Annotated in this window: 17 protein-coding genes; 11 read left to right on the plus strand and 6 right to left on the minus strand. The window is 47.4% G+C overall.

The annotated features are described in order from the left end of the window. Window positions 1–211 precede the first annotated feature (211 nt). The 5 genes from HUN05_13215 to HUN05_13235 all read left to right on the plus strand — a co-directional run bounded on the left by HUN05_13215 (window position 212) and on the right by HUN05_13235 (window position 12420). The gene (locus HUN05_13215; GenBank protein WDP85974.1) at window positions 212–862 is read left to right on the plus strand and encodes a hypothetical protein; all 651 of its coding nucleotides are present in this window, start codon (window positions 212–214) and stop codon (window positions 860–862) included. 197 nt (window positions 863–1059) lie between these two features. Further along, window positions 1060–1323: a hypothetical protein gene (locus tag HUN05_13220; GenBank protein ID WDP85975.1), complete on the plus strand. Its 264-nt coding sequence runs from the start codon at window positions 1060–1062 to the stop codon at window positions 1321–1323. Beyond that, window positions 1324–3045, plus strand: a complete 1722-nt coding sequence (locus HUN05_13225) for a response regulator (GenBank protein ID WDP85976.1) — start codon at window positions 1324–1326, stop codon at window positions 3043–3045. Window positions 3046–3198: 153 nt separating this feature from the next. Further along, window positions 3199–4758 carry a PfaD family polyunsaturated fatty acid/polyketide biosynthesis protein gene (locus tag HUN05_13230; GenBank protein ID WDP85977.1) on the plus strand — a complete coding sequence of 520 codons (1560 nt, stop codon included), beginning with the start codon at window positions 3199–3201 and terminating at the stop codon, window positions 4756–4758. Between the two features lie 120 nt (window positions 4759–4878). Further along, on the plus strand, window positions 4879–12420 hold the full coding sequence (locus HUN05_13235) for an SDR family NAD(P)-dependent oxidoreductase (protein ID WDP85978.1): 7542 nt from the start codon (window positions 4879–4881) through the stop codon (window positions 12418–12420). 128 nt (window positions 12421–12548) lie between these two features. Here HUN05_13235 and HUN05_13240 read toward each other — a convergent pair whose 3' ends face one another. Further along, a complete protein-coding gene (locus HUN05_13240) occupies window positions 12549–14294 on the minus strand; it encodes a DUF89 family protein (GenBank protein WDP85979.1) in 1746 nt (581 codons plus the stop codon). Window positions 14295–14593: 299 nt separating this feature from the next. Between HUN05_13240 and HUN05_13245 the strand changes: the two genes are divergently transcribed. Next, window positions 14594–15223, plus strand: coding sequence for a DnaJ domain-containing protein (locus HUN05_13245; protein WDP85980.1), 630 nt, complete (start codon window positions 14594–14596; stop codon window positions 15221–15223). A 15-nt stretch (window positions 15224–15238) separates the two neighbouring features. Here HUN05_13245 and HUN05_13250 read toward each other — a convergent pair whose 3' ends face one another. The 3 genes from HUN05_13250 to HUN05_13260 are packed head-to-tail and all read right to left on the minus strand — an operon-like array spanning window position 15239 to window position 17308. Continuing rightward, the gene (locus HUN05_13250) at window positions 15239–15754 is read right to left on the minus strand and encodes a YfcE family phosphodiesterase (protein WDP85981.1); all 516 of its coding nucleotides are present in this window, start codon (window positions 15752–15754) and stop codon (window positions 15239–15241) included. A 16-nt stretch (window positions 15755–15770) separates the two neighbouring features. Beyond that, the gene (locus HUN05_13255; GenBank protein WDP85982.1) at window positions 15771–17015 is read right to left on the minus strand and encodes a M48 family metallopeptidase; all 1245 of its coding nucleotides are present in this window, start codon (window positions 17013–17015) and stop codon (window positions 15771–15773) included. Between the two features lie 11 nt (window positions 17016–17026). Next, complete coding sequence (locus tag HUN05_13260; GenBank protein WDP85983.1) at window positions 17027–17308, minus strand: integration host factor subunit alpha; 282 nt, start codon at window positions 17306–17308, stop codon at window positions 17027–17029. 527 nt (window positions 17309–17835) lie between these two features. Here HUN05_13260 and purB point away from each other — a divergent pair. Beyond that, complete coding sequence (gene purB, locus HUN05_13265) at window positions 17836–19215, plus strand: adenylosuccinate lyase (protein WDP85984.1); 1380 nt, start codon at window positions 17836–17838, stop codon at window positions 19213–19215. Window positions 19216–19230: 15 nt separating this feature from the next. Then, window positions 19231–20799 (plus strand): DUF3369 domain-containing protein, encoded by a 1569-nt coding sequence (locus HUN05_13270; protein ID WDP85985.1) that lies wholly within the window; start codon window positions 19231–19233, stop codon window positions 20797–20799. Here HUN05_13270 and HUN05_13275 read toward each other — a convergent pair. Then, window positions 20769–21071 (minus strand): hypothetical protein, encoded by a 303-nt coding sequence (locus HUN05_13275; GenBank protein WDP85986.1) that lies wholly within the window; start codon window positions 21069–21071, stop codon window positions 20769–20771. The two genes, HUN05_13270 and HUN05_13275, sit on opposite strands and share 31 nt — an antisense overlap. 387 nt (window positions 21072–21458) lie before the next feature. Between HUN05_13275 and amrA the strand changes: the two genes are divergently transcribed. Then, the gene (gene amrA, locus HUN05_13280) at window positions 21459–22046 is read left to right on the plus strand and encodes an AmmeMemoRadiSam system protein A (protein WDP85987.1); all 588 of its coding nucleotides are present in this window, start codon (window positions 21459–21461) and stop codon (window positions 22044–22046) included. 73 nt (window positions 22047–22119) lie between these two features. Continuing rightward, entirely contained in the window at window positions 22120–22380 is a 261-nt protein-coding gene (locus HUN05_13285; protein ID WDP88056.1) for a transcriptional regulator, read from the plus strand. Window positions 22381–22428: 48 nt separating this feature from the next. On the opposite strand, the gene HUN05_13290 is transcribed toward HUN05_13285, so the two are convergent. Then, window positions 22429–23046: a phosphoesterase gene (locus HUN05_13290; GenBank protein ID WDP85988.1), complete on the minus strand. Its 618-nt coding sequence runs from the start codon at window positions 23044–23046 to the stop codon at window positions 22429–22431. Between the two features lie 147 nt (window positions 23047–23193). Between HUN05_13290 and HUN05_13295 the strand changes: the two genes are divergently transcribed. Then, entirely contained in the window at window positions 23194–24165 is a 972-nt protein-coding gene (locus HUN05_13295) for an ornithine cyclodeaminase family protein (GenBank protein WDP85989.1), read from the plus strand. The last annotated feature ends 50 nt before the right edge of the window (window positions 24166–24215 follow it).

Here is a 24215-nt window from a genome sequence, read left to right on the forward strand (position 1 = left end):
GAGGCGTATAAGTCATACTCCGCAGTGAGGAGCAAACCAAGGCAACCAAGAAGATGGTGCTGAATGGTAGATCAGGGTCATCCAAGTTATGATTTTAAATTGCCTGTAATTATGATATGTTTTATGTTCTTAACTCTATTTTATCCTTGGGTAAACGCTGGTTTTTCTGAAATTTTGGCAGATCTTAATGTCATGAATACGGGCATGGCAAATGACTAAATTTACCGATTATAGATGGCTGGCCCTTTTTTTCGGGGCATTCTTTTTTTTATCCGGGTGCCAGGCTGGCCTGGCAGGAACAGATCAGCGGATATATCCTGAAACCTATGGTCTGCTGGTTTCTTCTTTAGATCAACAAGAAATGACAATGGACCTGGATCTTAACAGCCCCGGCGTCCAGAAGTATGTGTCAGGCCCCTTGCCCCAGGGGCTTGACAACGATGCCTGCTTGTTTTTTTTCTGGGATTTTGACATCCCGGATTTTTTTAAAAATACCCCATTGCTCTTGTTTGTTCCGGCCACCCCATACCCCCTGGAAATAAGGGTCAACGGATATTTGGTTTTCTCAAGCGGTGTGATGAACTCCAACACCCGGCTTGACAAATACTATGGAGAGCGTGAATTTATTTCCCGGACAATTCTCAACCTTGACGGTAGGAACAGATTAACGATTAAGGCTGTTCCAAGAAAAATCAGAACAGCCCTGCCTAAAATTTTTATGGGCAAGGCCACAGACGTATCCTCCAAAACAGTCTGGTACTCCATTGGACAATACAGCCTGCCCTTTGGATTTTCTTTGCTCAGTTTTTTTTCTGGTTCATGCTTATCATCCTCTGGGCCGGAAACAAGTTTAAAAATTTAAGCCATTTTTATTTTTCCCTGACCTGCCTTTTCTTGGGCATGGCTTATTTGCATATGGGGTTGACCTCCCCTGACCGGGACGGACTTTTTTTATGGCAATTATCGCGGTTTAGTTTTTCAGCGGCTGGGGTTTGCATTTGTTTTTTCATTTTGGATTTTATCCAGCTCAAAACATGGACCCGGAAATTTAAAATAAATTTGGCCGTTCTGAGCCTGGTTGCCTTTGCGGGTATCCTTTTTTTTACCCGGGAAAGTATTTATGAGGTTAAGGCGCTGTTTTTTATTATTTCAAAATGGTTTTTGGGGCCGGTGATGATCATCATCCCCTTGATTCTGATTGTTGATTTTTTTAAGAGCAAACGAAAGGAATCTTTCATTATTTTAGTCTCTTTTTCCATCACGGCCATTACCGCGTTTCGAGATTTAAGGTTTGATCAAAATTTTATAGAGGCAGAGTTTTGAATGATTCCCTTGGGATTTATGGCCATGGAAGTCGGGGTTATCCTGGTGTTGGTTCTTGAACAAAAAAAAATGTTTACCACCATTGCCTCCCAGAAAAAAAATGCCGAAGCCATGAACCAGCAGTTAATTCAGGCCAAGGAAAGGGCGGAAACCGCCAATGCGGCCAAAAGCCGGTTTCTGGCAACCATGAGTCATGAGATCAGAACGCCCATGAACGGTGTCATGGGAATGAACCGGCTGCTTTTGGACACCGCCCTGACCTCTGAACAGGCCGGGTATGCCATGGCAGCGAAGGAGAGTAGCGAATCCCTGCTGACCCTGATCAATGATATTCTTGATTTTTCAGAAATAGAAGCCGGAAAAATGGATTTGGAAGAGGTTGAGTTTAACCTTCACACTCTGTTGAATAATTTTATTTATACCATGGGATATCGGGCCCGTGGGAAAAAACTTCAGCTTATATTTGAACCGGATTCTAAAAATCCTGTTTTTGTCAAGGGCGATCCGGGCCGCCTGCGACAGGTCTTGACCAATCTTGTGGACAATGCCATTAAATTTACCCCAAAGGGCCATATCCGGGTGGGCACAAAACTCCAAAGCCAAACTGCGACCCACCTTGAGATGAAGTTCACCATCCAGGATACTGGCATTGGTATCCCCCAAGAAAAGCAGGGGATGCTGTTCAAGGATTTTACCCAGGTGGACTCTTCTGATTCCAGAAAATACGGGGGAACAGGCCTGGGGCTTGCCATCTGCAAACAATTAACAGAACTCATGGGCGGATCTATTCAGGTCAAGAGTGAAGAAAAAAAAGGCGCTTTGTTTTCTTTTACAATTCAGTTGAAAGCATCTCACCCAAAGCCCTCCTTTAAATCTCCCGATGGGGTGGTCGGATTTAAGGTGTTGGTCATGGACCCTGTTGGCCACTCGGGCAAACTCATGAAGCAGACCCTTGAATCCTGGTCTTTGCCTGTATGTCTAACCCAGGATGCTGCCGGGGGGATTGAAGCTCTAAAAGAGGCTGCTGCCGCAGGTGAGCCCTTTGAGCTTGTCATTTTTGATCCTGACCTTCCTGATATGGACGGCCATGCCCTGGTGAGCATCCTCAAACAAGTGCACGAGATTTCCACGCTTTCCCTGGTGGTTGTCTCTGCCGCGGGACAGCGGGGCGATGCTGTTTTATATCATGAGATGGGGGTATCTGCTTATTTTACCCGGCCTGTTATCAATTCCGACCTGTACAATTGCCTGGTCATGATCAAAGAGCAGAAGGAGAAAACAAAAGCAGATCCTTCCGGCCTGATCACCCGTCACAGCCTTCAGACCCGTAAAAATGCCCGGTATAAGCTGTTGCTGGTGGAAGACCACCCCATCAATCAGCAGGTGGCAAAAGGAATGCTCAAAAAGTTGGGATATGATGCCGACCTTGTTTTTGACGGGGCCCAGGCTGTCCGGGCGCTGAAGGAAACCTCATACACCCTGGTGCTCATGGACGTTCAAATGCCGGTCATGGGCGGATTTGAAGCCACCCGGATCATCCGGGAATCTTCTCCTGGCATTTTGAATCCTGATATCCCCATTATTGCCATGACAGCCAATGCCATGGCAGAAGACCGGCAAAAATGCCTGGATGCCGGCATGGATGATTATATCCCCAAACCCATCCGGCCTGAAATGCTCTCTGCGGTTCTTGAAAAATGGATTTCAAAAGTCCCGTCCTAACGGATTTCTTTTTGTATCTTTACAAGAATCTCCATGAATATTGATTCCTTGCATTGATTTATGATACAAGTGCGCCAAATCAATAACCCGAAAATGAGCAGGAATCAGCAAACTTAGGGGGATGGCCCCCTCTTTTTTTGCCATTAAAAAAATATGACAATTCAATCTGTTTTACACAAGATCATTTCCCAGGTCGGAAGATCTGGATTTATTACAGAATCCAATGGGGAAATCTTTTTTTCCGAAGAAAAAACAATTTCCCTTCCCTTATCTGCCAACCAGGCGTTTTTGCCTGGGATTGCGCCCCAGGACCTCGGAGATTCGGAGTTTAAAAAGCGTCATGGCCTGATCTATCCCTATGTGGCCGGTGCCATGGCCAATGGGATCTCTTCAGCAAGTCTTGTCAAAACCATGGCTGAAAACGGGATGGTCGGCTTTTTCGGGGCAGGGGGATTAGGCCTGGGGCAGATTGAGTCAACCATTTTGGACCTTAAGTCAAGTCTTAAAGACACCCCTTTTGGGTTTAACCTGATTCACAGCTTGGGGGATCCCGACCATGAGATGGCAACGGTCCGCCTTTACCTGGCCCACGGGATTCGCTTGATTTCCGCTGCCGCCTTTATGCGGATGACCCTGCCCCTTGTCTACTATCGGGTCAAGGGAATCCACAGGAATGAAAATAATGAGATTGTGGTCCCCAATCAGATCATTGCCAAGGTCTCCAGAATTGAAATTGCAAGGCAGTTCTTTTCACCCCCGCCTGAAAAACTGGTGAATAAGTTAAAAGAACTCGGGTGGGTGACTTCCGAAGAAGCCCAATTGGCAACCCAGATTCCCATGGCCCAGGATCTTACGGCAGAAGCGGATTCAGGCGGGCATACAGACAATCGTCCTGCCCTGGCCCTGTTGCCGACCATGATTGCCTTAAAAGAAGAATATATGGAAAAATTTAACTATGATTCTGCCTTGTGTGTGGGTCTGGCAGGCGGCATTGCCACCCCTGAATCCACGGCAGCAGCCTTTGGCATGGGCGCGGCCTATGTGCTGACAGGGTCGGTGAATCAGTCCTGCGTGGAAGCAGGGGTTTGTGAGGATATCAGGCGACTGCTTGCCCAGGCGGAACAGGCAGATGTTGCCATGGCCCCGGCAGCGGATATGTTTGAGATCGGAGCCAGGGTCCAGGTGCTCAAGCGGGGCACCTTGTTTGCCGTGAGGGCGGAAAAACTCTATCAATTGTACAAAACCCATGGGCGGTTTGAAGATATTGATATAAAATTAAGAAAAGAGATCCAGGAAAAATTTCTTTTGACCACCTTTGAAGAGGCCTGGCAGTCCACCCAATCGTTTTTCCTTGCCCAGGGCAATGAAAAAGAGATTCTCAGGGCCCAGGCGGATCCCAAGTATAAAATGGCCCTGGTGTTCAGATCCTATCTGGGCCAGTCCTCCAGGTGGGCCATTCAAGGCGATCCCAAGCGGCGCATGGATTACCAGATCTGGTGCGGACCTGCCATTGGCGCGTTTAATCAATGGACAAAGGGGTCTTTTCTGGAGTCTCATGAAAACAGATTTGCCGCTGAAGTGGGCCTTAATCTGCTGTACGGCGCCTGTGCCTGTACCCGGGCCTCTTTTCTCAGGGCCCAGGGCATGAGTCTTCCCCCGGGCGCCACAAGAGTTTTTCCCATGAAAAAACAAGAGATTCTCTCTTTGATTTAAGGGCTTGGTTGAATGTAAAACTTTTGTCAATTCCCCTATCAATGGGTGATTTCAGGGGTTTTGACCGGTATATTTGGCCCTTAACGTATAAACATTAATTACAAATCTAAAATTGTATCTATGGCACCCAAAAAAACAAATATGATTACCCAGCCCATCGCCATCATCGGCATGGGCTGTATTTTTCCGGAATCCAGGAATCTTAAGGAATACTGGCATTTGCTTTTCAACGGCATTGATGCCATCAAGCCCATTCCCGAAGACTCCCACTGGCAGTTAAAAGACTATTATGATTCTGATCCTGCCTGTCCTGACCATACCTATTGCACCCGGGGCGGATTCATTCCGCCAGTCGCCTTTGACCCCCTGCGCTACGGCATGCCCCCTAAAAATATCCAAGCCACAGACACCTCCCAGCTTCTCGGGCTTGAGGTGGCCAGGATGGCATTGGCAGACGCCGGATACCCGGTGGGCAATTCAGATATTCAAGATAAGAAAGTCAATGTGATTCTGGGGGTTACAGGGACCCAGGAGCTGGTGATTCCTCTGGGGGCAAGGCTTGGGCATCCTGTATGGAAAAAGGCAATGGAGGATGCCGGCATTGATCCTGCCAAGACCCGGGAAATCCTCCAGCGTATGGGCAACGGCTATGCCCAGTGGCAGGAAAATTCATTTCCCGGGCTTTTGGGGAATGTGGTTGCCGGAAGGATTGCCAACCGTCTGAACCTTTCGGGCACCAATTGCGTTTCAGATGCGGCCTGCGCAAGTTCCCTGTCAGCGGTTCATATGGCCATTATGGAACTTGAGTCCGGCCGGTGCGACATGTCCATCACCGGAGGGGTCGATACCCTGAATGATATTTTCATGCACATGTGTTTTTCCAAAACCGGGGTGCTTTCCCATACCAGTGATGCAAAACCCTTTTCCAAGGATGCCGACGGTACGGTTTTAGGGGAAGGAATCGGCATGCTGGTCTTGAAACGGCTGGCAGATGCTGAAAAAGATAAAGACAGAATTTATGCGGTCATCAGGGGGATGGGCACCTCCAGTGACGGTAAAACCTCTGCCGTGTATGCGCCCGAGGCAAAAGGACAGGTCAGGGCCCTTAAAGAGGCCTATGAAACATCCGGGATTGATCCTTTTTCCGTTGGGTTGATCGAAGCCCACGGTACAGGAACCCGGGTGGGAGACAAGGTCGAATTTACCGCATTAAAAACCTATTTCAGCGATGGGGCCAGGCACAATACCACGGCAGTGGGATCTGTAAAATCCATGATCGGTCACACCAAGGCCTCGGCTGGTGCGGCAGGCCTTATTAAATCTGCCCTGGCCCTTCACCACAAGGTGATTCCCCCCACACTCAAGGCGGAAGTGCCTGACCCTGAACTGGATATCAATAACTCCGCCTTTTATCTTAATTCAAGTTCAAAACCCTGGATTCAGGCGGGTAAATCTTCTGAGCCCAGACGTTCAGGCGTTTCCGCCTTTGGGTTTGGCGGATCAAATTTTCATGCCGTGCTTGAAGAATACCAGCCTGAAAAAAGACATGTTTCCTGGGACGGGGCCGTCCAGATTATTGCGGCTTCAGCAGATGATCTTCAGACCCTCTCCCAAAAGCTTGGGCGTATAAGGGACAAGGTTGCAGCCCATGATGCCGGGGATGAGGTCGAGTATTCCCAGGCCCTGGCCTGGCAGGCAGGTGAATCCAGACATCAATTTTCCAGCCAGGATGAGTATAGGATCCTGATTCTGGTCTTAAAAAAGGATTGTTTTTCAGATCTCATGGACCAGGCCCTTGAGGCCATAGACAAACAAGAAGCCCCCATCCCCCCTGTCTTTTTCGGCAAAGGAAAGCCTGACGGGAAACTGGGCTTTGTTTTTCCGGGGCAGGGAAGTCAGTACACAGGCATGGGAAAATCGCTGATCTCTTTTTTCCCCGAGGCCATGGACGCCTTGAAACTGGGTCAGTCCTGTATGGAAAAAATTAATCTGGAACCTGAAACCCGGCCCTTATCCGAGTACATTTATCCTCTGCCTGAACATGTGCAGGATAAAAATGAGGCCCAAAAGGCCCTTCGCAAGACCCAGATTGCCCAGCCTGCCATTGGCGCCGTATCCCTGGCCATGATCCAGATTCTCAAACGGTTTAAGATCGCCCCGGAGATGACATGCGGCCACAGCTTTGGGGAATTGTCCGCCCTTTATGCCGCTGGCTGGATGGATCAAAAAAGTTTTCTTGAGCTTTCCGCAGCCAGGGGCTATCAGATGGCCCAGGCCGGTAAACAAGGGGAGGACCCCGGCAGTATGCTGGCGATCCAGGCCCCCATTGAAACCATCCAGGCTCTTGTTGAAAAACATGGACTGGATCTGGTGCTGGCCAATAAAAATTCTCATACCCAGGGTGTGTTGTCCGGCAGTACAAGTCAGATCGATAGGGCAAAAAAAATCTGTAAACAGGAAAAGGTCCGGGCTGTGAAACTTCCTGTGGCAGCCGCCTTTCACAGCGCCCTTGTTGAAAAGGCAACAGGTCCGTTCAAGGATTTTCTGTCCAAAAAGATATTAACCCCCACCCATGTTGATGTATTGTCCAATACCACGGGCAAATCCTATCCCCGGAATAAAAAAGAGAGCAAGGATCTGCTTGGCAACCAGCTCATGCATCCGGTAAATTTTATTGACGACATTGAATACATGCATGAAAAAGGGGTTTCCACATTTCTTGAAATTGGCCCTAAAACCGTTCTTTCAGGTCTGATCCGGTCCATTTTAAAGGATGAAAAAATTCAGGCCTGGGCCCTGGACAACGCGTCGGGCAAAGATTCAGGTCTTCATGACCTGGGCACAGCCTTGTGCCGGGTGGCTGCCAGTGGATACGGTGTTGATCTTAGGTGCTGGGAAGATCCCGCACTGGAACCTGAAATTCAAAAAATGAAACTCATGCTCAGCGGTGCCAATCCAAAGCCTGAGGAAAAAAGTATCCCCCCTGTGGCTCAGCCCTTGGCCCCTGAGGCACAGCCCTTACCCCTTGAGGTAACCCAAGATAAAAATCTGGAAGAATCAGGTCCTTGCCCGGATGTTCAAAACAATCTCCCATTGGATCTGTCTGACAAACAAGGAAATATTATGACACCCTCTTCACATCCCCATACAACTAACCCTCAATCTTCTTTGGGCCCTCAAAATGTGGACCTGCTTCAAAAGGGTCTTGAAACCATGCAGCAGCTCCAGGCCCAGACGGCCCGGGCCCATGAAAAATTTTTGGAAACACAGGTCCAGGCCAGCCAGACCCTGGCTGCCATGATGGAACAGACCCGGGGCATTGCACCGGACAATTCATATCCCAAGGCGCAATATCCGGCCCCTGTAACACCGGTGCCAGAACCCGTTGTGACCGAGGAAAGACCACGTTCGCAAATGCCCACGCCCCTGGAGAGCGATATTCCCCAAACAGCCGTACCTTCTGCTAAGGCCTTTGTCCCTGAAACACCTCAGATGCCTTTAACGGATTCTGAGCCGCCAATGTCTGTAAAGCCGATTTTGTTTGAGATCGTCAGCAGGTTAACCGGGTTTCCCCAGGAGATGCTTGAACCGGACATGGACATTGAATCTGATCTGGGCATTGATTCCATTAAAAAAGTGGAAATTATTTCAGAACTTGAAAAACAGATGCCGGCCGGTCAGACATTATCTTCGGACCATCTGTCTTCCGTTCGTACCCTCAAAGATATCTATGGGGCCATGGCAGGGGACGATGCATCAGAAACTGAGACCGTTATACCGAACAAAGGGGCTGAGCCCACCCCTGCCGAGAACGCGTCAGAAAAAGCGCTCCGGACATTGGAGGTGCTTGTGAATATTATCAGTGATCTGACTGGGTTTCCAACACAGATGCTGGAACCTGAGATGAATCTTGAGTCAGATCTCGGCATTGACTCTATCAAGCGGGTTGAAATTTTATCCCAAATGGAACAGGAGCTGCCCGGGATTCGAACCATATCACCCGATGACATGGGGAGACTCAAAACCATCCAGGACATTGTCCAATTCCTTATTCCGGCTGAACAAACGGGGGTCTCCAACCCTCCTAAAAAAAAAACTTCGCCTGATGCCGTAAAAGAGGAGGCTCTTCCCTTAAGGTCGGCCCCGGGCGGAATTGTTCGCCAGGAGATTGTACTCAATCAATATCCCACAAATCAGATCCGGTTCTACAATGGATCCCGGATTGAACTGCCATGGGACAAAACAGTCTACCTGACCCGGGACAAGGCCGGCATTGCCCAAGCCTTTAAACAGGAATTTGAAAAACTGGAAATTAAGGCCGCGCTTATTGATATCAGCGGGGAAACAATATCTGACCTTCCTGACGCCGCAGGCCTTGTCCTTGTGCCAAACGCCTTTGATCCTCTGGATGATGCCCCGTCTTTTTTGGTGTCTGCCTTTGGACTTGCCAGTAAAAATTGTGGGTTTCTGGAAGCGTCTGCAAAGAAAAAAGGCAGCTTTTTTGCCACAATCAGTTTTTCAGGCGGCAGTTTCGGGTTTGACGGGGGGGCGCCTGGAATAAATCCAATGTACGGGGGCCTGGCCGGTTTGACCAAAACGGCGGACCTTGAATGGAAAACCGTATTGTGCAGGGCTCTGGATATGCCGGCAAGCATAGAAAAAGTCAAGGAAAATGCAGAGGCCGCCGTTGCCCTGATGCTGACCCATGGTGGTGTTGAAATGGGGCTTGACGGAGAACAATGCGCTATTCCTGCTCTGCAAATAAAAAAAATACCCTCTGAACCCTTATCTTTAGGCCCCCGTGATGTTGCCGTGATCACGGGCGGGGCCAAAGGGGTGACCGCTGAATGCGCCCTGGCCCTGGCCAAAGCCTGTTCCCCGCGCATTGTGCTTTTGGGCCGTTCTCCCTCTCCTTTTAAGGAGCCTGAATGGATCCAGGATCTCACAGACCCAGGCGAGATGAAAAAAGCGATTCTGGCCCAGGGAGCCGCCGGCGAAAAACCCACCCCCGCCCAAATTGAAAAAGAGTATCAGGCCATTCTTTCAAACCGGTGCATCCAGGAAAATATTGACCGTATCAAGGCTTGGTCCCCCCAGGTTGAGTATTATTCGGCTGATATCCGGGACAAGGGCCAGGTGGATAAGATTTTTACCCGAATCACCTCTGCTTTAGGACCTATCGCCGCCGTTATTCACGGGGCAGGCGTGGTTGAAGACAAACGGATTGCCGAAAAAAAGATGGACCCGTTTAAACGGGTCTTTGAGACAAAAGTGACAGGGCTTGATGCCATTTTAGGGGCAATCAATGATCAAACCCTTCGTTATCTTGTTTTATTCTCTTCGGTTGCGGCCAGAATGGGAAATCCCGGGCAATGCGACTATGCCATGGCCAACGAGGTCTTGAATAAAAAAGCCCAGACCTTGGCCAAGGAACAGCCTCAAATACGTGTGTTGTCGCTGAACTGGGGGCCCTGGGACGGCGGCATGGTCAATGACAGCTTAAAGCGCGAGTTTGCAAGGCGGGGAGTGGATCTTATTCCCCAGACCCTGGGTGCCGATCAGATGGTCCGGGAAATGGGTAATCCGGATCACCATTGTGTTGAGGTGGTCATCGGTGGGGGGATGAACCCTGAGCCGTCTGAAAAAAAAACGGTGTTGAACAGGGCCATGACCCAGATCCTGGGACCCAGCGCAAGTCCGATTATCAATGATCACAGAATCAATCATGACCCTGTTGTTCCCTTTGCCATGATAACAGACCTTTTGGCCTGTGCCGGGGAAAAGAATAATCCAGGCCTGAAATTTTCAGGGATGGAGGAGATGAGGCTTTTAAAGGGGATTGTGCCGGGACGAGACGAGTTTTTAGTTCAGGTGGATCTGGGCAAATGCATACCCAAGCAAAACATGTATTATGCGCCGGCAGCCCTGTCATCCGGGGACAAGGGGGAGATTGTCCATGCCAGGGCCAAATTGCTCTTGGAAAATACCTTGCCTGAGCCTCCGGTGTTGTCCAAGGCTGCTTTCATGGATTTAAAACCCTATGCCCTGTCTGTTGAACAGGCATATGATCAGGTTCTTTTTCATGGCAAAAAACTTCATGGCATTGTGAGTATTACAGGGGTCTCCTCCAAGGGGATCGAGGTTCTTTCACGCCAGGCCAAAGATATGGATCAATGGTATGACAGTCCTTACAGCAAACATTGGACAATTGATCCCATGATGATAGATGCGGCATTCCAGGCCGCTATTTTGTGGACCTATCATACCCGGAATCAAGTCTGTCTGCCCAGCTTTTTTGAAAGCCTAAGGCTCTATTCATACTATTCTGAGAAAAAGGGCAAGATCAGGATTTTGTTTACGGTTAACCATCAGACCGAATATAAGGTTCAGGGATATTTTACCTTTTTGGATGAAACCGATACCGTGATTGCCAGTATCATGGGGTTTGAAGCGGTGATTGATTCAGGACTTTTAGATAAGTTCAAACCCGAGCCGTTGTTTAGCCGAAAAAAAATCCTTGCCTTTGCCCAAGGCAACCCTTCGGACGCCTTTGGCCAGCCCTATGAGATCTTTGATGAAAAACGGCAGATCGCAAGACTGCCAAAACCCCCCTATTTTTTCATGGACAATGTGGTTCGTGCAGACCATACCCCATGGGAAATGAGACCCGGGGGCTGGATTGAAACCACCTATGAGATTCCTGATAATGAATGGTATTTTGCGGCCAATCGAAGTGATTGTCTTCCGTTTTGCATTCTTTTGGAAATCGCCCTTCAGCCCTGCGGGTGGCTTGCCGCCTATGCCGGTTCCGCCCTGCAAAGCAATGAGCGGCTACATTTTAGAAACCTGGGAGGACGGGCAACCTATCGTCGTAATTTAACCCGAACCTCGGGCCAGGTGATGGTCAGGGCAAAGATGACCGATGTATCCAAAGCCGGGGGCATGATTATCCAGGATTTTGAAATGGAAGTCTTAAATCAGGGCCAGGTGGTATACCAGGGTACAACCAATTTTGGTTTTTTTACCCAACAGGCCCTGTCCAACCAGGTAGGGATTCGGGAGAGCCGTTTTTTTGTCGACCTTCCGGCCCATACGGGGGGTCCTATCCCAAGGTTTAAAGATGATGCCCCTGTGACCCCGGCAGACATAGACTTGAGCCCGGATTCAGGCATGCCGTCCAAAGCACTGAGAATGATTGATTGTATTGATTATTTCGATCCCCAGGGCGGGGTGTATGAAAAAGGGTGTGTTCAGGCCGTAAAAAAGGTGGATGCCAATGAATGGTTTTTTGATGCCCATTTTTACCAGGACCCGGTATGTCCGGGCTCTTTAGGTGTTGAATCCTTTCTTCAGATGCTTCGTTTTGTTTTGATTGAAACTTATGAAATCGACCTGGAGGATTATGAGTCTGTGATACTGGAGGAAAATGCCCATGAATGGATATACCGGGGGCAGATTATTCCAGCCAATAAACAGGTTATAATCCAGGCCCATATCAAGGAAATCTCCCATGATAACACACATTATACGGTTGTTGCAGACGGCGCCCTCGGGGTGGACGGAATTTGCATCTATGAAATGAAAGATTTCGGGATTCAGTTTTCACCGGCAGTTAAAGAGAAGCGTTCTTCTAAGTCTAAAACCATGTCCCAGAACCGATAACGGTGGACGGGCCTTTTCAGGGGCCGCACCCATCTGATCCTTAAAGATGAAACAGCCTTTGGCATTAGGATTGCCAAAGGCTGTTTTTAACTGTCAGTTTCTGACCTTCAGGTTATGAAATATTTGGGTTAAATGTCGGCCAGGCGCTGGTCATACATGGATCCGATTCCGTACTCAGCCCTTCGCATGAACTTGTCCAAAGAGGGTCCGATGAGCTGCATTTCCGGGTTTTTTTTCTGGACATCCTGGGCAATGCGCATTTCTTTGGTGCACCCGGTGCTGTAAGTGGCATCCTTTCCAATCCATTCCGGGGGGACTTTTTTCTTCATCAGGGCAAAACTTTCTGCAATATCCTCTGAGGTCTGAAACCGCCAGATATCGATAAAACCGCTTCTTTGGACAATTTCCCACATATACATCAGATCGTCAGCATCCATGCCCGGCTCATAGTATAATGAGGGGTTGATGATGAACAGGTCCGATGCCTGGCCAAAGAGATGGTCAATAAAACAGCTCATGATTTTTTTGGCCACATCAATTTTGCCTGGAATGGATCCGATAATGCCGCTGTAAAACATAACTGTCATGTTTTTGGCTTTGGCTGATTTCATCTGGTCAATGATCCGGTCCGCTTTTTCTTCCAGGTCGGTGTGGGCAAAATTGATGAATTTAGGATGCCTGGGTTTGAAGGTGATGGAAAGATCTCCATCTGTTTTACTGATATTTATGATATCCCGGGTAAACTTAAAATGGGTGTCAATCAATCGTTTTTTTTGTTCCTCCCCCCTTGAGATCACGCAGTCCACCTCTTTAAAAATTCTGGAAAATGTGGTGGAGACCAGCAAAAGATTGAGGTTTTCCTGGGTGCCGTCCGAGACCACATAAAGATTTTCATCCTGCTTGAACCGCTGGACCAATTTGTTTTTGCTGATGGTTTTGTCATGGATAAAGTGGGCATTGCCAAGGGCCTTTGCCAGGGTGGGGTCGGTACGGATGTCGGTGAGGGATAGTTTTTTAAAAAAAGGGGTTTCCTTGACCGCTAAAACCACCACATGCCCCAGTTCTGCCAGGAATTTGGCAATGGAGATATCCACCACAGCATCTCCGGATCCATCGGTGATCCACAAAAATTTTGATTTGGGCTGGTGGACAAGGCCTAAAAGTTTTTTTAAACCGTTCCCTGTGATTTTTTTTCTGAACAAGGCGTTTATCTCGGACAAGGAGGGAACTTTGAATTTTGGGTCCTGCCAGAGGTGGCCGGATGCCAGCAGGCTGAGCAATCGCTTTAATTCAATCTCTTTTATTTTTTCCCTGAGTTCCGAAAGTCCTAACTCTTCCATATTGTCAATGCTGCCGTTGATATGGTTCAAGGCCTTTTTAAAGGTTTCTGAGGCCAGGAATCTGTGGGCTCTCTGGTTTTCTTTTTTTTTCCGGCCAGAATAGGGATCTTCAATGTGGGTCCTGCTTAAAAAGATTTTATACAATCGTTTTTCAAGGCGAGAGGGGATAAGCAAACGGCTTTCAACCTCATGGTCAAATTTGATTTTAATCAGGGCAGTTAAAAAATTTTTATCATAGTCTAAATCAATAAGATCATCCACCAGCTGGATTATTTTGTCATAGACCTCCTTGTACCTGGTCTTGAGAAATTCTGTGTTTTTTCTGGACATGATGGCTGAAAACATGGGGTCGGAACAGGGATAATACCGTTCATTTTTTTCAGGAAAGACCATGAATTCGACTTGTTCCACGGTACCGACCTTTGTGGGATAGGCAAAGGGATCAATGTGGTTTTCAAGGAAAAATGAAGTAAACCAGGCATCCTGGTCCGGGTTTTTGCCATTGCTGAGATTGGGGTGTGCTGCTGCCGCCATAAGGCCTCCTGTTTAAGATTCAGACAGGGATATTACCATTTCGGACCGGGTTTTTCAAATCAATGAGTTGCCCCTGATCCACCATACAGAACAATCTTCGTCGTTGCCTGCGTTTGTTCCTCCCTGCGGAGTATGATTTATACACCTCACTCGTCGCTCGCTTGGCGCCGCAATATGGTACCGCCTGGTGGCCAGGAAAGCACGGAACATCCTCATATTTAAATAAATATGAAATTAGGCGGTGGATTTGAGTTGCCCGGGCCTTGACCTGAGAAAATACCCGTCGTATGGTCATGGGTATGGACAAAAAACAGGCATTCCAGATTTTAGGCATTGGACCGGGAACAACCCAAAAAGAGGCTAAAATTGCGTTCCGGGCTCTGGCAAAGACCTGTCATCCGGACCGGTATCGATTTACAAATTCTTTTCCAGGGGAAATTGCCGCCCAGGACCGGATGAAAGAGATAAATCTGGCCTTTGATTTTATTTTGCCTTTGCTGCCCATGACCCCTGCCAATGAAGTGCCTAAAAATGAACCTAAAGATGAGCCTAAAATTAAGACGGAGAATAGACCCGGACCTGGCTTTTTTTCATCCATTAAAAAAAAGTTTAAACCAGGGTCCCGCCCCCGGCAGGCGTTTAAATCCCGTCCGGATCAAAAAAAATCGTCCGGCCCAAGGCCCAAAGCCCGACCCGTTGAAAAAACGGGGTTTGCCTCTGTATTGAACGCCCTTGAGCCGGGAATCAAGCCCGCCCTTTTAAACGGGTCTGGGCTCCGGTCTTGTACACAGCCCTATGAAAATTATTATCGATATATGGCCTTTAAAAAAAAGATAAAAGATGCAAAGAAAAAATCCCGGACTATGGGGGGAGATTCCGTGGGAAAGATCAGCCCTGTTCAGCGGATTAAACCCATAGGTCACGACTGATATCCTGATTGTGAGTTAAGAAAAAGAAATTGAGGCCAGTGGTTTTCCTGTTTTCAGTGCCAGGAGGGATATCCCTTTTTCGTCTATGCTGGCGTAGGTGGCTAAATTATTTCTGGGCAGGGCAATGCTGCCGGGATTCAGGAAAATTTTGTTTTGTTTTTTTTCAAGGCTGCACAGATGGGTATGGCCCTGGATGATGATATCCGCCCGGGTATGATCAATTCCTGTCTTGTGGCCATGATGGAGGAGAATGGTTTTTCCGAAAACTAAGAATTGTTTTTCATGACTCTGCCCGGGATAATAGGATTCAACATCACAGTTTCCATATACATAATAAAAGGGATGGTCAAAGGATTTTAAGTCTGAACGAATATGGTCGGGTTGAAAATCCTGGGATCCATAGTTGCCGTACCGGGTGTCAAACAGGTCTCCTGCAACCACGAGGCTGTCTTGTTCCGACATCAGGGCTTGAACTGTAAGCCATGCGGCCATGCTGCCGTGGATATCTGCTGTGACCAGAATTTTTGCCATTTATATCCTAGGTTGTTTAAGATTTTTCCAGGGCTGAAATCCGTTCTATGATCGGCGGATGGGAATAGTTTAAAAACACATAAAATGGATGGGGGGTCAAATTGGACAGGTTATGGGCGCTCAGTTTTTTCAAGGCTGAGATCAGTGCCTGTGGGTGGTTTGTGGTGTCCGCGGCAAACCGGTCTGCCTCGTATTCATCCCTCCGGGAAGAGATCTGCATGGCAATGGAAATGATCAGGTCAATGGGGGAAAAGAGAATGGAAAAAAAGACAAGTCCTGCGTACACAGAAGGGGTGTCCACAAAAAAGGCATGGAAAAGACTTTCCTGGGAAATAAACAAAGATATTAAATAAAAGAGAATGCCGGTCTGAACAATGCCCAACACCATTCGGCGCTGGATATGTTTTTTTTTGAAATGGCCCATTTCATGGGCCAATACCCCAACCAGCTCTTTTTCATCCTGTTCTTTGATCAGGGTGTCATACAGGACGATGCGCTTATTTTTGCCGAATCCGGTAAAAAACGCATTGGATTTTGCACTTCGTTTGGACCCGTCCATGACAAAAATCTGGGTTAAAGGAAAGTCAATGGATCGGGCATAGGTGAAGATGGCTTTTTTCAAGGGGCCTGATTCAAGGGGGGTAAACCGGTTGAACAACGGCATGATCCAGGTGGGAACAATATATTGGACCCCGAGAAGAAAGAGGCTTGTGGCAATCCAGCAAAGCATCCAGGCCCAGGATCCTGCAGACTCGAAAAACCATAAGATCAAAGAGAGAAGAGCGGATCCCAATACCGTTGAAATGAGAATTGTTTTGATCAGGTCCAGCACAAAGGTTTTCCCCGTGGTTTTATTAAAGCCGTACCGCTCTTCAATAATAAAGGTGGAGTAGACGGAAAAGGGTAGGGAAACCAATAATTTCAGCCCTCCAAGGATACCGATGAACAAAAGTCCTGTGACAATGGGGTTTTGTCCAAGACTCCTGACAAGGCTGTCCAGAATTCCGAATCCGTTGCAGAACCAGAAGATAAGGATCAGCCCCAGATCAACGCTTGCAGAGACCATCCCGAATCGGGTGGTCTCTTTAAGGTATGCTTGGGATTTGTCATACCGATCTGAATCATAAACATCACAAAACGCGTTGGGCAGTGGGGAATTTAAATTGCCCAGATTCAGGTAATCGGCAAGATTATTCATCAGGTAACTGCCCACAAGGGAGACCAGAATAATGGCGATAATTATTTGTTCTGATAAAAACATCGTGGCAGGCGTCAGGAATTGATTTGGTCTCGAAGTTTTCCTGAGCATTTAAAGGTGACGACGCGTCTGGCCGGCAGGGTCATTTCTTCATCTGTTGCTGGGTTTCTTCCCTTTCTGGCTTTTTTTTCGTTAACACAGAATTTTCCAAAGCCGGATATCATGATGTCTTCGCCGTTTTCAATGGTTTCTTTGATAATTTCGAGAAACTCTTCCATGACCTCATAGGTCGTTGTTCTGGACAGGTTGAGTTTGTTTTGTATCTTTTCTGCAATAATGGTTTTGGTTAAGGCCATAAAATTTTACTCCTGCAACACAAAGGGCGCCAAAATGATTAAAAATAGAGTGCTAAAATACTTTAAAACCCGGGCCCTTGTCAAGTCAGGATGCATTAAGATTCAGGGGGAATCAATTTAAATGAGTTTAACCGGCCCCGGGGGTCGGCATGGGCCGGGTCATGGGGGGAATTATTGAAAATTTGCCCATGTTTTTTTAAAAAAAATGATATTTGATTTTTGGTGTGACAATCTAAAGCGTATAGACCCCAGGGAGTGGAAAAACCAAATTAGAATTCATACGGGTTTATCCGTTATTTCAAATTATTGTGCAATCTTGGGCATCACCTGGGGCTCAAATGGATCTGTCAGGACCAACGCCGAGCTTGAACCCTGTCATGGCACTTGTTTTTAGATTGTTAATTGTTTCATAGTTTGTTATTTGTATGGGGAAAAATGCGAATCGCTCTATTGGGATTGATTTGAAATGTCAAATAAAAATAATCGTTTGGCCTGATTTGAATATTGGGTTTTCACATGGAGAGGGTATGACAAAGGTTTCATCAATTACACCGCTGGACGGGCGCTATGCACGCCTGATAGAAGAACTTGCGGAAATTTTCAGCGAATTCGGGCTGATCCGTCACCGGGTAAAAGTAGAAATAGAGTGGCTTGAATTCATTATCACGGATTTAAAACTCAATCAGATTCAAGGCCAAAACCAGGATTTGGATTTATCCTTGCTAAAAGGGATAGTTGACCGATTTTCAGTGGAAGACGCCCTTCGGGTCAAGCAGATAGAAGCCAAGACCAATCACGATGTCAAGGCCGTGGAATATTTTATCAAGGAAAAGATGGAAACGGCCGGGCTTTCATCCATAAAGGAGTGGGTCCATTTTGCCTGTACATCCGAGGATATCAATAACACGGCCTACGGGCTGATGCTCAAACAAGGCAAAACCCTTGTCCTTGGTTTTTTAAAGGAGCTTGTTCGTTCGTTTGAAGAAAAGGCCAAAGCCTACAAAGCCGTGCCCATGATGTCCAGAACCCATGGCCAGCCGGCCACCCCCACCACAGTGGGCAAGGAATTTATCAATTATGCCTGGCGGATGAACCAGGAAATTGAGTTTCTTGAAAGCAAGGCGGTTCAGGCCAAAATAAACGGGGCCACCGGTAATTATAATGCCCATTGGTTTGCCTTTCCCGATGTGGACTGGATTGATGCTTCCCGCAGATTTATCTGCAATCATCTGGACCTGGACCCCATTTTGTTTACCACCCAGATTAACCCCAACTCTGCCCTGTCCCAGATCCTTCATTCCCTGGTCAGGGCGGCTGCCACCATGATTGATTTTGACCGTGACATGTGGGGATATATCAGTCTGGGCTATTTTACTCAGCGGGTGAAAAAAGGGGAAACCGGTTCTTCCACCATGCCCCACAAGGTTAATCCCATTGATTTTGAAAACAGTGAAGGCAATATGGGGATCGCCATTTCCATGATGGAGCATTTGGCTGTTAAACTTCAGAAATCCAGGTTTCAACGGGATTTGAGCGATAGTACGGTCTTGCGAAGCCTTGGGTCGGCCTTTGGTTATTTTTCAATCGGGATCAAGAATGCATTAAAAGGCCTTTCCAAAGTAGACCTGAACACTGCAGCCCTGGCCCTGGATCTTGACGATAATCAGGCGCTTCTAGCTGAACCTTTTCAAACGGTGATGCGGGTTTATGGAGAAAAAAATCCCTATGAGCGGCTCAAGGATTTAACCCGGGGACAGAAAATCGGTAAATCAGACCTGACCGCGTTTGTGACGGATCTGGAAAAGGTGCCTGACCACGTAAAGGCCCGTATGGAAACATTGAGCCCCGCCACCTATGTCGGATTAGCCGAATCATTGGTGGATACCTATTTTAAAGAAAAAAAATAGGGAGGATACCTGCAAATGCGGGATAAATATCAGACCGTAATGGACGGCCCCCTTGTTTTTGCCGGAGAGGAGAGCCAGGGGGCACAGGATTTGTTGACGCCGGAACTCAAAAAGGGAACCTGGAAGATTCTGGTTGTCGACGATGAAAAAGATATCCATGAAATTACCCGGATTACTCTCAAGGGGTTTGTGTTTGAAGGGCGAACCGTCTCTATAATCAGCGCATTTTCCGGGCAGGAGGCAAAAGAAATTTTCAAGACCCGGTCTGATATTGCCATGATTCTTCTGGATGTAGTCATGGAAGAAGAAGACTCGGGACTCAAACTGGTGGAGTATATCCGGGAAGAGATGAACAACAGCACAGTCCGTATTGTTTTGCGTACGGGCCAACCGGGAAAGGCCCCGGAACACACCATCATTTCCAGGTATGACATCAATGGTTACCGGACCAAGCCCGAGTTTACCGCCCATCGGTTGTTTACCAGTGTCACCGCATGCCTCAGGGCCTATAAAAGCCTGAAAATTATTGAACGCAATCAACAGGGGCTGGAATCCATTATCAAGTCCACCTCTGAAGTGTTTAAAACCAAATCCTTTAATGCCTTCGGTATTCAGGTCCTTGATCAATTGGGGGCTATCCTCAATTTACAGACTGATTCAGGGGTTTGCGGCGGATATTTTATCGGTTTTCCCATGGGAAGATCCCTGATGATTGCAGGTACCGGCGAATTCGCCGGAATGGACGGAGTGCCCATTGAGCAGGTCTTGTCTGATTTTGGGGTTGACGAGTATGAGCGCTTGTTTGACCAGGGCGGGGAAGCCTTTGTTTTTGGCATGTATATTGGTGTGTTTAAAACCAAGGAAGGATTTACCAGCACCCTTTTTCTCAAGGGGGCGGACCTGCTCTCTTCCGAAGAGCATTACCTGTTAAGGATTTATGCCAACAATGTATCCATCGGGTTTGACAATATCAGTCTGGCAAGGGAAATTATCAACACCCAAAAAGAGGTGATACTGATTCTCGGGGAGGTTGTGGAAACCAGATCCCAGGAGACTGCAAATCACGTTACCCGTGTGGCAGAAGTATGTTATCTGCTGGCCAAATTATACGGCATGGACGATGAGCAGGCAGAGCTTCTCAGGCTTGCATCTCCCATGCATGATGTGGGTAAGATCGGCATACCCGAAGCCATTTTGAACAAACCGGGCAGGTTAAGCCCGGAAGAGTTTAGTACGATCAAAGGGCATGCCCGCATCGGGTACGAAATTTTGAACAAATCAAATCGTTCCATCATGAAAGCGGCAGCCATTACTGCCCTTGAGCACCATGAACGCTGGGATGGAAAAGGGTATCCAAGGGGGCTGAAAGAAGAGCAGATTCATATTTTCGGCAGGATCGCCGCTGTGGCAGATGTATTTGATGCCTTAAGCCACAAGCGGTGCTACAAAGATGCCTGGCCAGTTGAAAAAATCATTGATACATTTAAAAAAGATGCAGGACCCCATTTTGATCCAAAACTTGCCGCCCTGTTTTTAGATCATATTGATCAGTTCTACGGTATCAACCGCCGGTTTCCTGAGTAGGGTATTTTATTTTTAGCGGGTAAGGAAAGCGGTCCTGGTTTTGAAATGGGGGACATGTCCTTGAAGCTGCTGACATACCAGGGCGCTGATTTGTATTTCAACTGTTTGAGTCCCTTGGTCTCAAGTGCATTAATGGCCAGGGAAAAGGTGTGGTAATCAATTTCAATCTCTTCCCATCCCAGGTATTTAAGCCGTTTGTTGGCCTGGCAATGGGACATGCTCGGATTGATCAAAAAGGCATTGGCAAGGCTTCTGATGAAACCGGGGATCATTGATGATTCAACCTCGTTTTCAATAAGTTTGTGCACAAGTTTTTGATCAATCATCGTCATAAGTTACCAAATTATAAAAGAGAAATTTTGAGATAAATCCATCCAGCCGAGTTTCAAGTGTAATAAAGAATGAGAACCGAGTCAAATCCGGTGAGTTATGATTAAAAATGAATTTACAATGTTTTGCCGGTCAATTCAATGGTTTCACGATTTTTATCCGTTGGGCAAAAAGATTTTTGATAAATTCCATTGAATTTCTTTAAAAAGCGTCTGTTTTTGAAATCAAGGCCTATGAACTCCGTGAAATGGCACAGGAGAAAACTTTGTCTTTTATTCTCTATTTGGGGATGATATCCTTTGCCATTGTTTGAGTTTTGGAGGAAGGGTATGACAGGTCAATTATGTCAAGGTGAGGGCAGGCTGCTTTTAAAAATGGCCAGGGCCAGTATTGGTGAAAAATTAGGGATTCAATCTTGCGATCCAAAAGACGGTGACCAGGACCTGGGTTTTTTGAAAGAAAAGCGGGGCCTTTTTGTCACCCTTCATAAAAAAGGGCATCTTCGCGGGTGTATCGGTACCATTGAACCTGTGAAACCCCTGGGATCCGGTATTTGTGAGAACGCGGTGTGTGCGGCTTTTAAAGATTACAGGTTTCCCCCGTTGACCGAAGATGAGTTTTCTTGTATGGACATTGAGATCAGCCTGTTGTCAATACCTGAAATGCTGGAGTATAAAAGCCCGGAGGACCTGGTCCAAAGGCTTGTACCCGGTCGCGACGGGGTGATTGTTGAAAAAGCGGGGTGCCGGGCCACGTTCTTGCCCCAGGTATGGGAGCATCTCCCCCTTTGTGATGCATTTTTAAGCCAGTTGTGCACCAAGGCGGGACTTGGGGCCGATGCCTGGCAAAAAGAGGACTTGACCATATATACCTATGGTGTTCAGTCTTTTGCAGAGGGCTGCCCGCCTGATCTTTAACCGGGGGTTTTGGGCCGGAAAAATCATGGGATCAGCCCGGTTTTTTAAAATTGATAATACTGATGGAATTGATATGAGTGTTGACAAAGAATTGTTGGAAGTTGTTTTGGCCATAAAAGACGTGGATGAACTCATGGCCTTTTTTAAAGACATCTTCACCCCGGCAGAACTGGATGATATTTCCCTGCGCTGGAAATTACTCAAAGACCTTCACCAGGGGGTGACCCAGCGGAAAATTGCTGAAAAATACGGGATCAGCCTCTGCAAAATCACCCGGGGATCCAAAGTCCTTAAGAACAAGGATTCTGTTGTATTAAAGGTGTTAAACTCTTAGGCGGTTTACACTCTTTGTCTTTCTTCGGCCTTGACAATTTGTGACGCCTCAGGGCTTCACTTGGGCGATCAATTCCAATGCCAGTTCAGACCAGAGTTCCATATTCAGATTTAAAAGATGGCTGGTGGGCGTCCATGTAAATTGATTCAGCTCCGGGCCAGGGACATAGGCATGGGGGGAGGCGGTTTGAATCCTGAATACGGCACCCAGGTGAACCCTGCCCACAGGGGTGATGTCTTCACTGATAATTCCTGCAAATTCAGTAGGCCCTTCTTGGGGTTGCCGGACAAGTTCTTCATCCAGTTCCCGTGCCATGCCAGACATTAAAATCTGCCTGAAACTAGATTGGTCGCAGGATCGGTCAATGGGGTTGATATGGCCGCCAATGCCTACAGACCAAAGGTTATGAAGGCGTGTTTCACTTCCCTGGCGGTTGTACGCGGCAGTTTGGCTGCCATCTTGGGTCTGAAGCAGGATATAGGGAATAACTTGTTTTTGTCCGGGATCCTGTTCTGCCTTTTGCCGGTCCACAAAGGCAAAACCGCTTTGGGTGCACTGATTGACAAATGCAGACAGATCCATTGGCAGGACGGTTCTTTTTTTCATCCATGTTTCGGGCAAAGACTGCCGGTTAATGCACAATACTTGTTCTTTGAGGTCTGGCATATTGATTCCTTATCTTTGTTTTTCTGCAGCACTGCCCGGATTTGTATCATATTTTAAAGTGGAATGCATGTCAGTTGGGGTTTTCATGGCCATTTTTTTTTGCCTGTGGTATGGGAAAACATCTGTTAACAGACTGGAGAGAACCTTATGCTGTTTTTAAACAAAGAAGATCTGGCTCAAATGGATCAACATCGGATTCAAAATGCTGTTCTCACTGCATACGAGTTGATGAATTCCAAAAAATTTAATATGCCGGACCGTATCCATGTCCAGGACAAGGAAAATACCCTGCTGCTCATGCCTTGTTTTGGTGAGCAATATTTTGCCACCAAGCTGGTCTCTGTCTTTCCCAATGCAGCACAAAAAGGACTGCCTGTGGTCAACGGGCTCATGACCCTGGCCGATAATGGCAGTGGAATCCCGCTGGCTGTTATGGATGGTGCCGCAGTGACCGCAGAAAGAACCGGGGCTGTGGGGGGATTGGGGGTCAGATTGTTAACAGATCCCCAAATCAAGACCGCCGGGATTTTTGGTGCCGGAGTTCAGGGCTTCAGTCAGGTTCGGTATCTGATGCTGAATCGGGATATCCAGACTTTGCTGATTTGTGATATCAATACAGAGGCGGCTCAGACCATGGCAGACAATCTTTCAGCCACATTCAAGGATGTGGATGTCAAGGTGGTAAAACAGCCGGATGACCTGGTTGAACTTTCAGAGTTGGTCATTGCCGCCACCACCAGCCCTCAGCCGTTATTCAGCGATGACCATGACCTGGTCAAAGGAAAAACCTTTATTTCCATTGGTTCTTTTCGGCCGGAGATGAAGGAATTTCCCGATGCCGTGATCACCTGCGCGGACAAGGTGTTTGTGGATACCCTTTTTGCTGCAAAAGAGTCTGGCGATATTTGTCAGCCCCTTGAAAAAAAAATCAAAACAATCGAGGATATTTTGCCTTTTGCCGGTCTGGTCGGGGCCGGGAGATCCAGGGAAAATACCAGGGGAAATGATCAAACCCTGTTTTTTAAATCCGTGGGTATGGCGTTGTTTGATTTGACCGTGGCTTCTGCGATCTACAATCTTGCCCTGGAAACAAAAACAGGTACGGCTCTTGATTTTTAACAGGGCTTAAATTTAAACGGCCTTGGATTAAATGAGATTGATCAGAAAGA

It is taken from the genome of Desulfobacter sp. (assembly GCA_028768545.1).
GTDB lineage: Bacteria > Desulfobacterota > Desulfobacteria > Desulfobacterales > Desulfobacteraceae > Desulfobacter.

Bases quoted from the DNA above. Each gene is read 5' to 3' on its own strand.
- HUN05_13215 (WDP85974.1), top strand. From the start codon at position 212: ATGACTAAATTTACCGATTATAGATGGCTGGCCCTTTTTTTCGGGGCA.
- HUN05_13225 (WDP85976.1), top strand. From the start codon at position 1,324: ATGATTCCCTTGGGATTTATGGCCATGGAAGTCGGGGTTATCCTGGTG.
- HUN05_13230 (WDP85977.1), top strand. From the start codon at position 3,199: ATGACAATTCAATCTGTTTTACACAAGATCATTTCCCAGGTCGGAAGA.
- HUN05_13235 (WDP85978.1), top strand. From the start codon at position 4,879: ATGGCACCCAAAAAAACAAATATGATTACCCAGCCCATCGCCATCATC.
- HUN05_13240 (WDP85979.1), bottom strand. From the start codon at position 14,294: ATGGCGGCAGCAGCACACCCCAATCTCAGCAATGGCAAAAACCCGGAC.
- HUN05_13245 (WDP85980.1), top strand. From the start codon at position 14,594: ATGGACAAAAAACAGGCATTCCAGATTTTAGGCATTGGACCGGGAACA.
- HUN05_13250 (WDP85981.1), bottom strand. From the start codon at position 15,754: ATGGCAAAAATTCTGGTCACAGCAGATATCCACGGCAGCATGGCCGCA.
- HUN05_13255 (WDP85982.1), bottom strand. From the start codon at position 17,015: ATGTTTTTATCAGAACAAATAATTATCGCCATTATTCTGGTCTCCCTT.
- HUN05_13260 (WDP85983.1), bottom strand. From the start codon at position 17,308: ATGGCCTTAACCAAAACCATTATTGCAGAAAAGATACAAAACAAACTC.
- purB (WDP85984.1), top strand. From the start codon at position 17,836: ATGACAAAGGTTTCATCAATTACACCGCTGGACGGGCGCTATGCACGC.
- HUN05_13270 (WDP85985.1), top strand. From the start codon at position 19,231: ATGCGGGATAAATATCAGACCGTAATGGACGGCCCCCTTGTTTTTGCC.
- HUN05_13275 (WDP85986.1), bottom strand. From the start codon at position 21,071: ATGATCCCCGGTTTCATCAGAAGCCTTGCCAATGCCTTTTTGATCAAT.
- amrA (WDP85987.1), top strand. From the start codon at position 21,459: ATGACAGGTCAATTATGTCAAGGTGAGGGCAGGCTGCTTTTAAAAATG.
- HUN05_13285 (WDP88056.1), top strand. From the start codon at position 22,120: ATGAGTGTTGACAAAGAATTGTTGGAAGTTGTTTTGGCCATAAAAGAC.
- HUN05_13290 (WDP85988.1), bottom strand. From the start codon at position 23,046: ATGCCAGACCTCAAAGAACAAGTATTGTGCATTAACCGGCAGTCTTTG.
- HUN05_13295 (WDP85989.1), top strand. From the start codon at position 23,194: ATGCTGTTTTTAAACAAAGAAGATCTGGCTCAAATGGATCAACATCGG.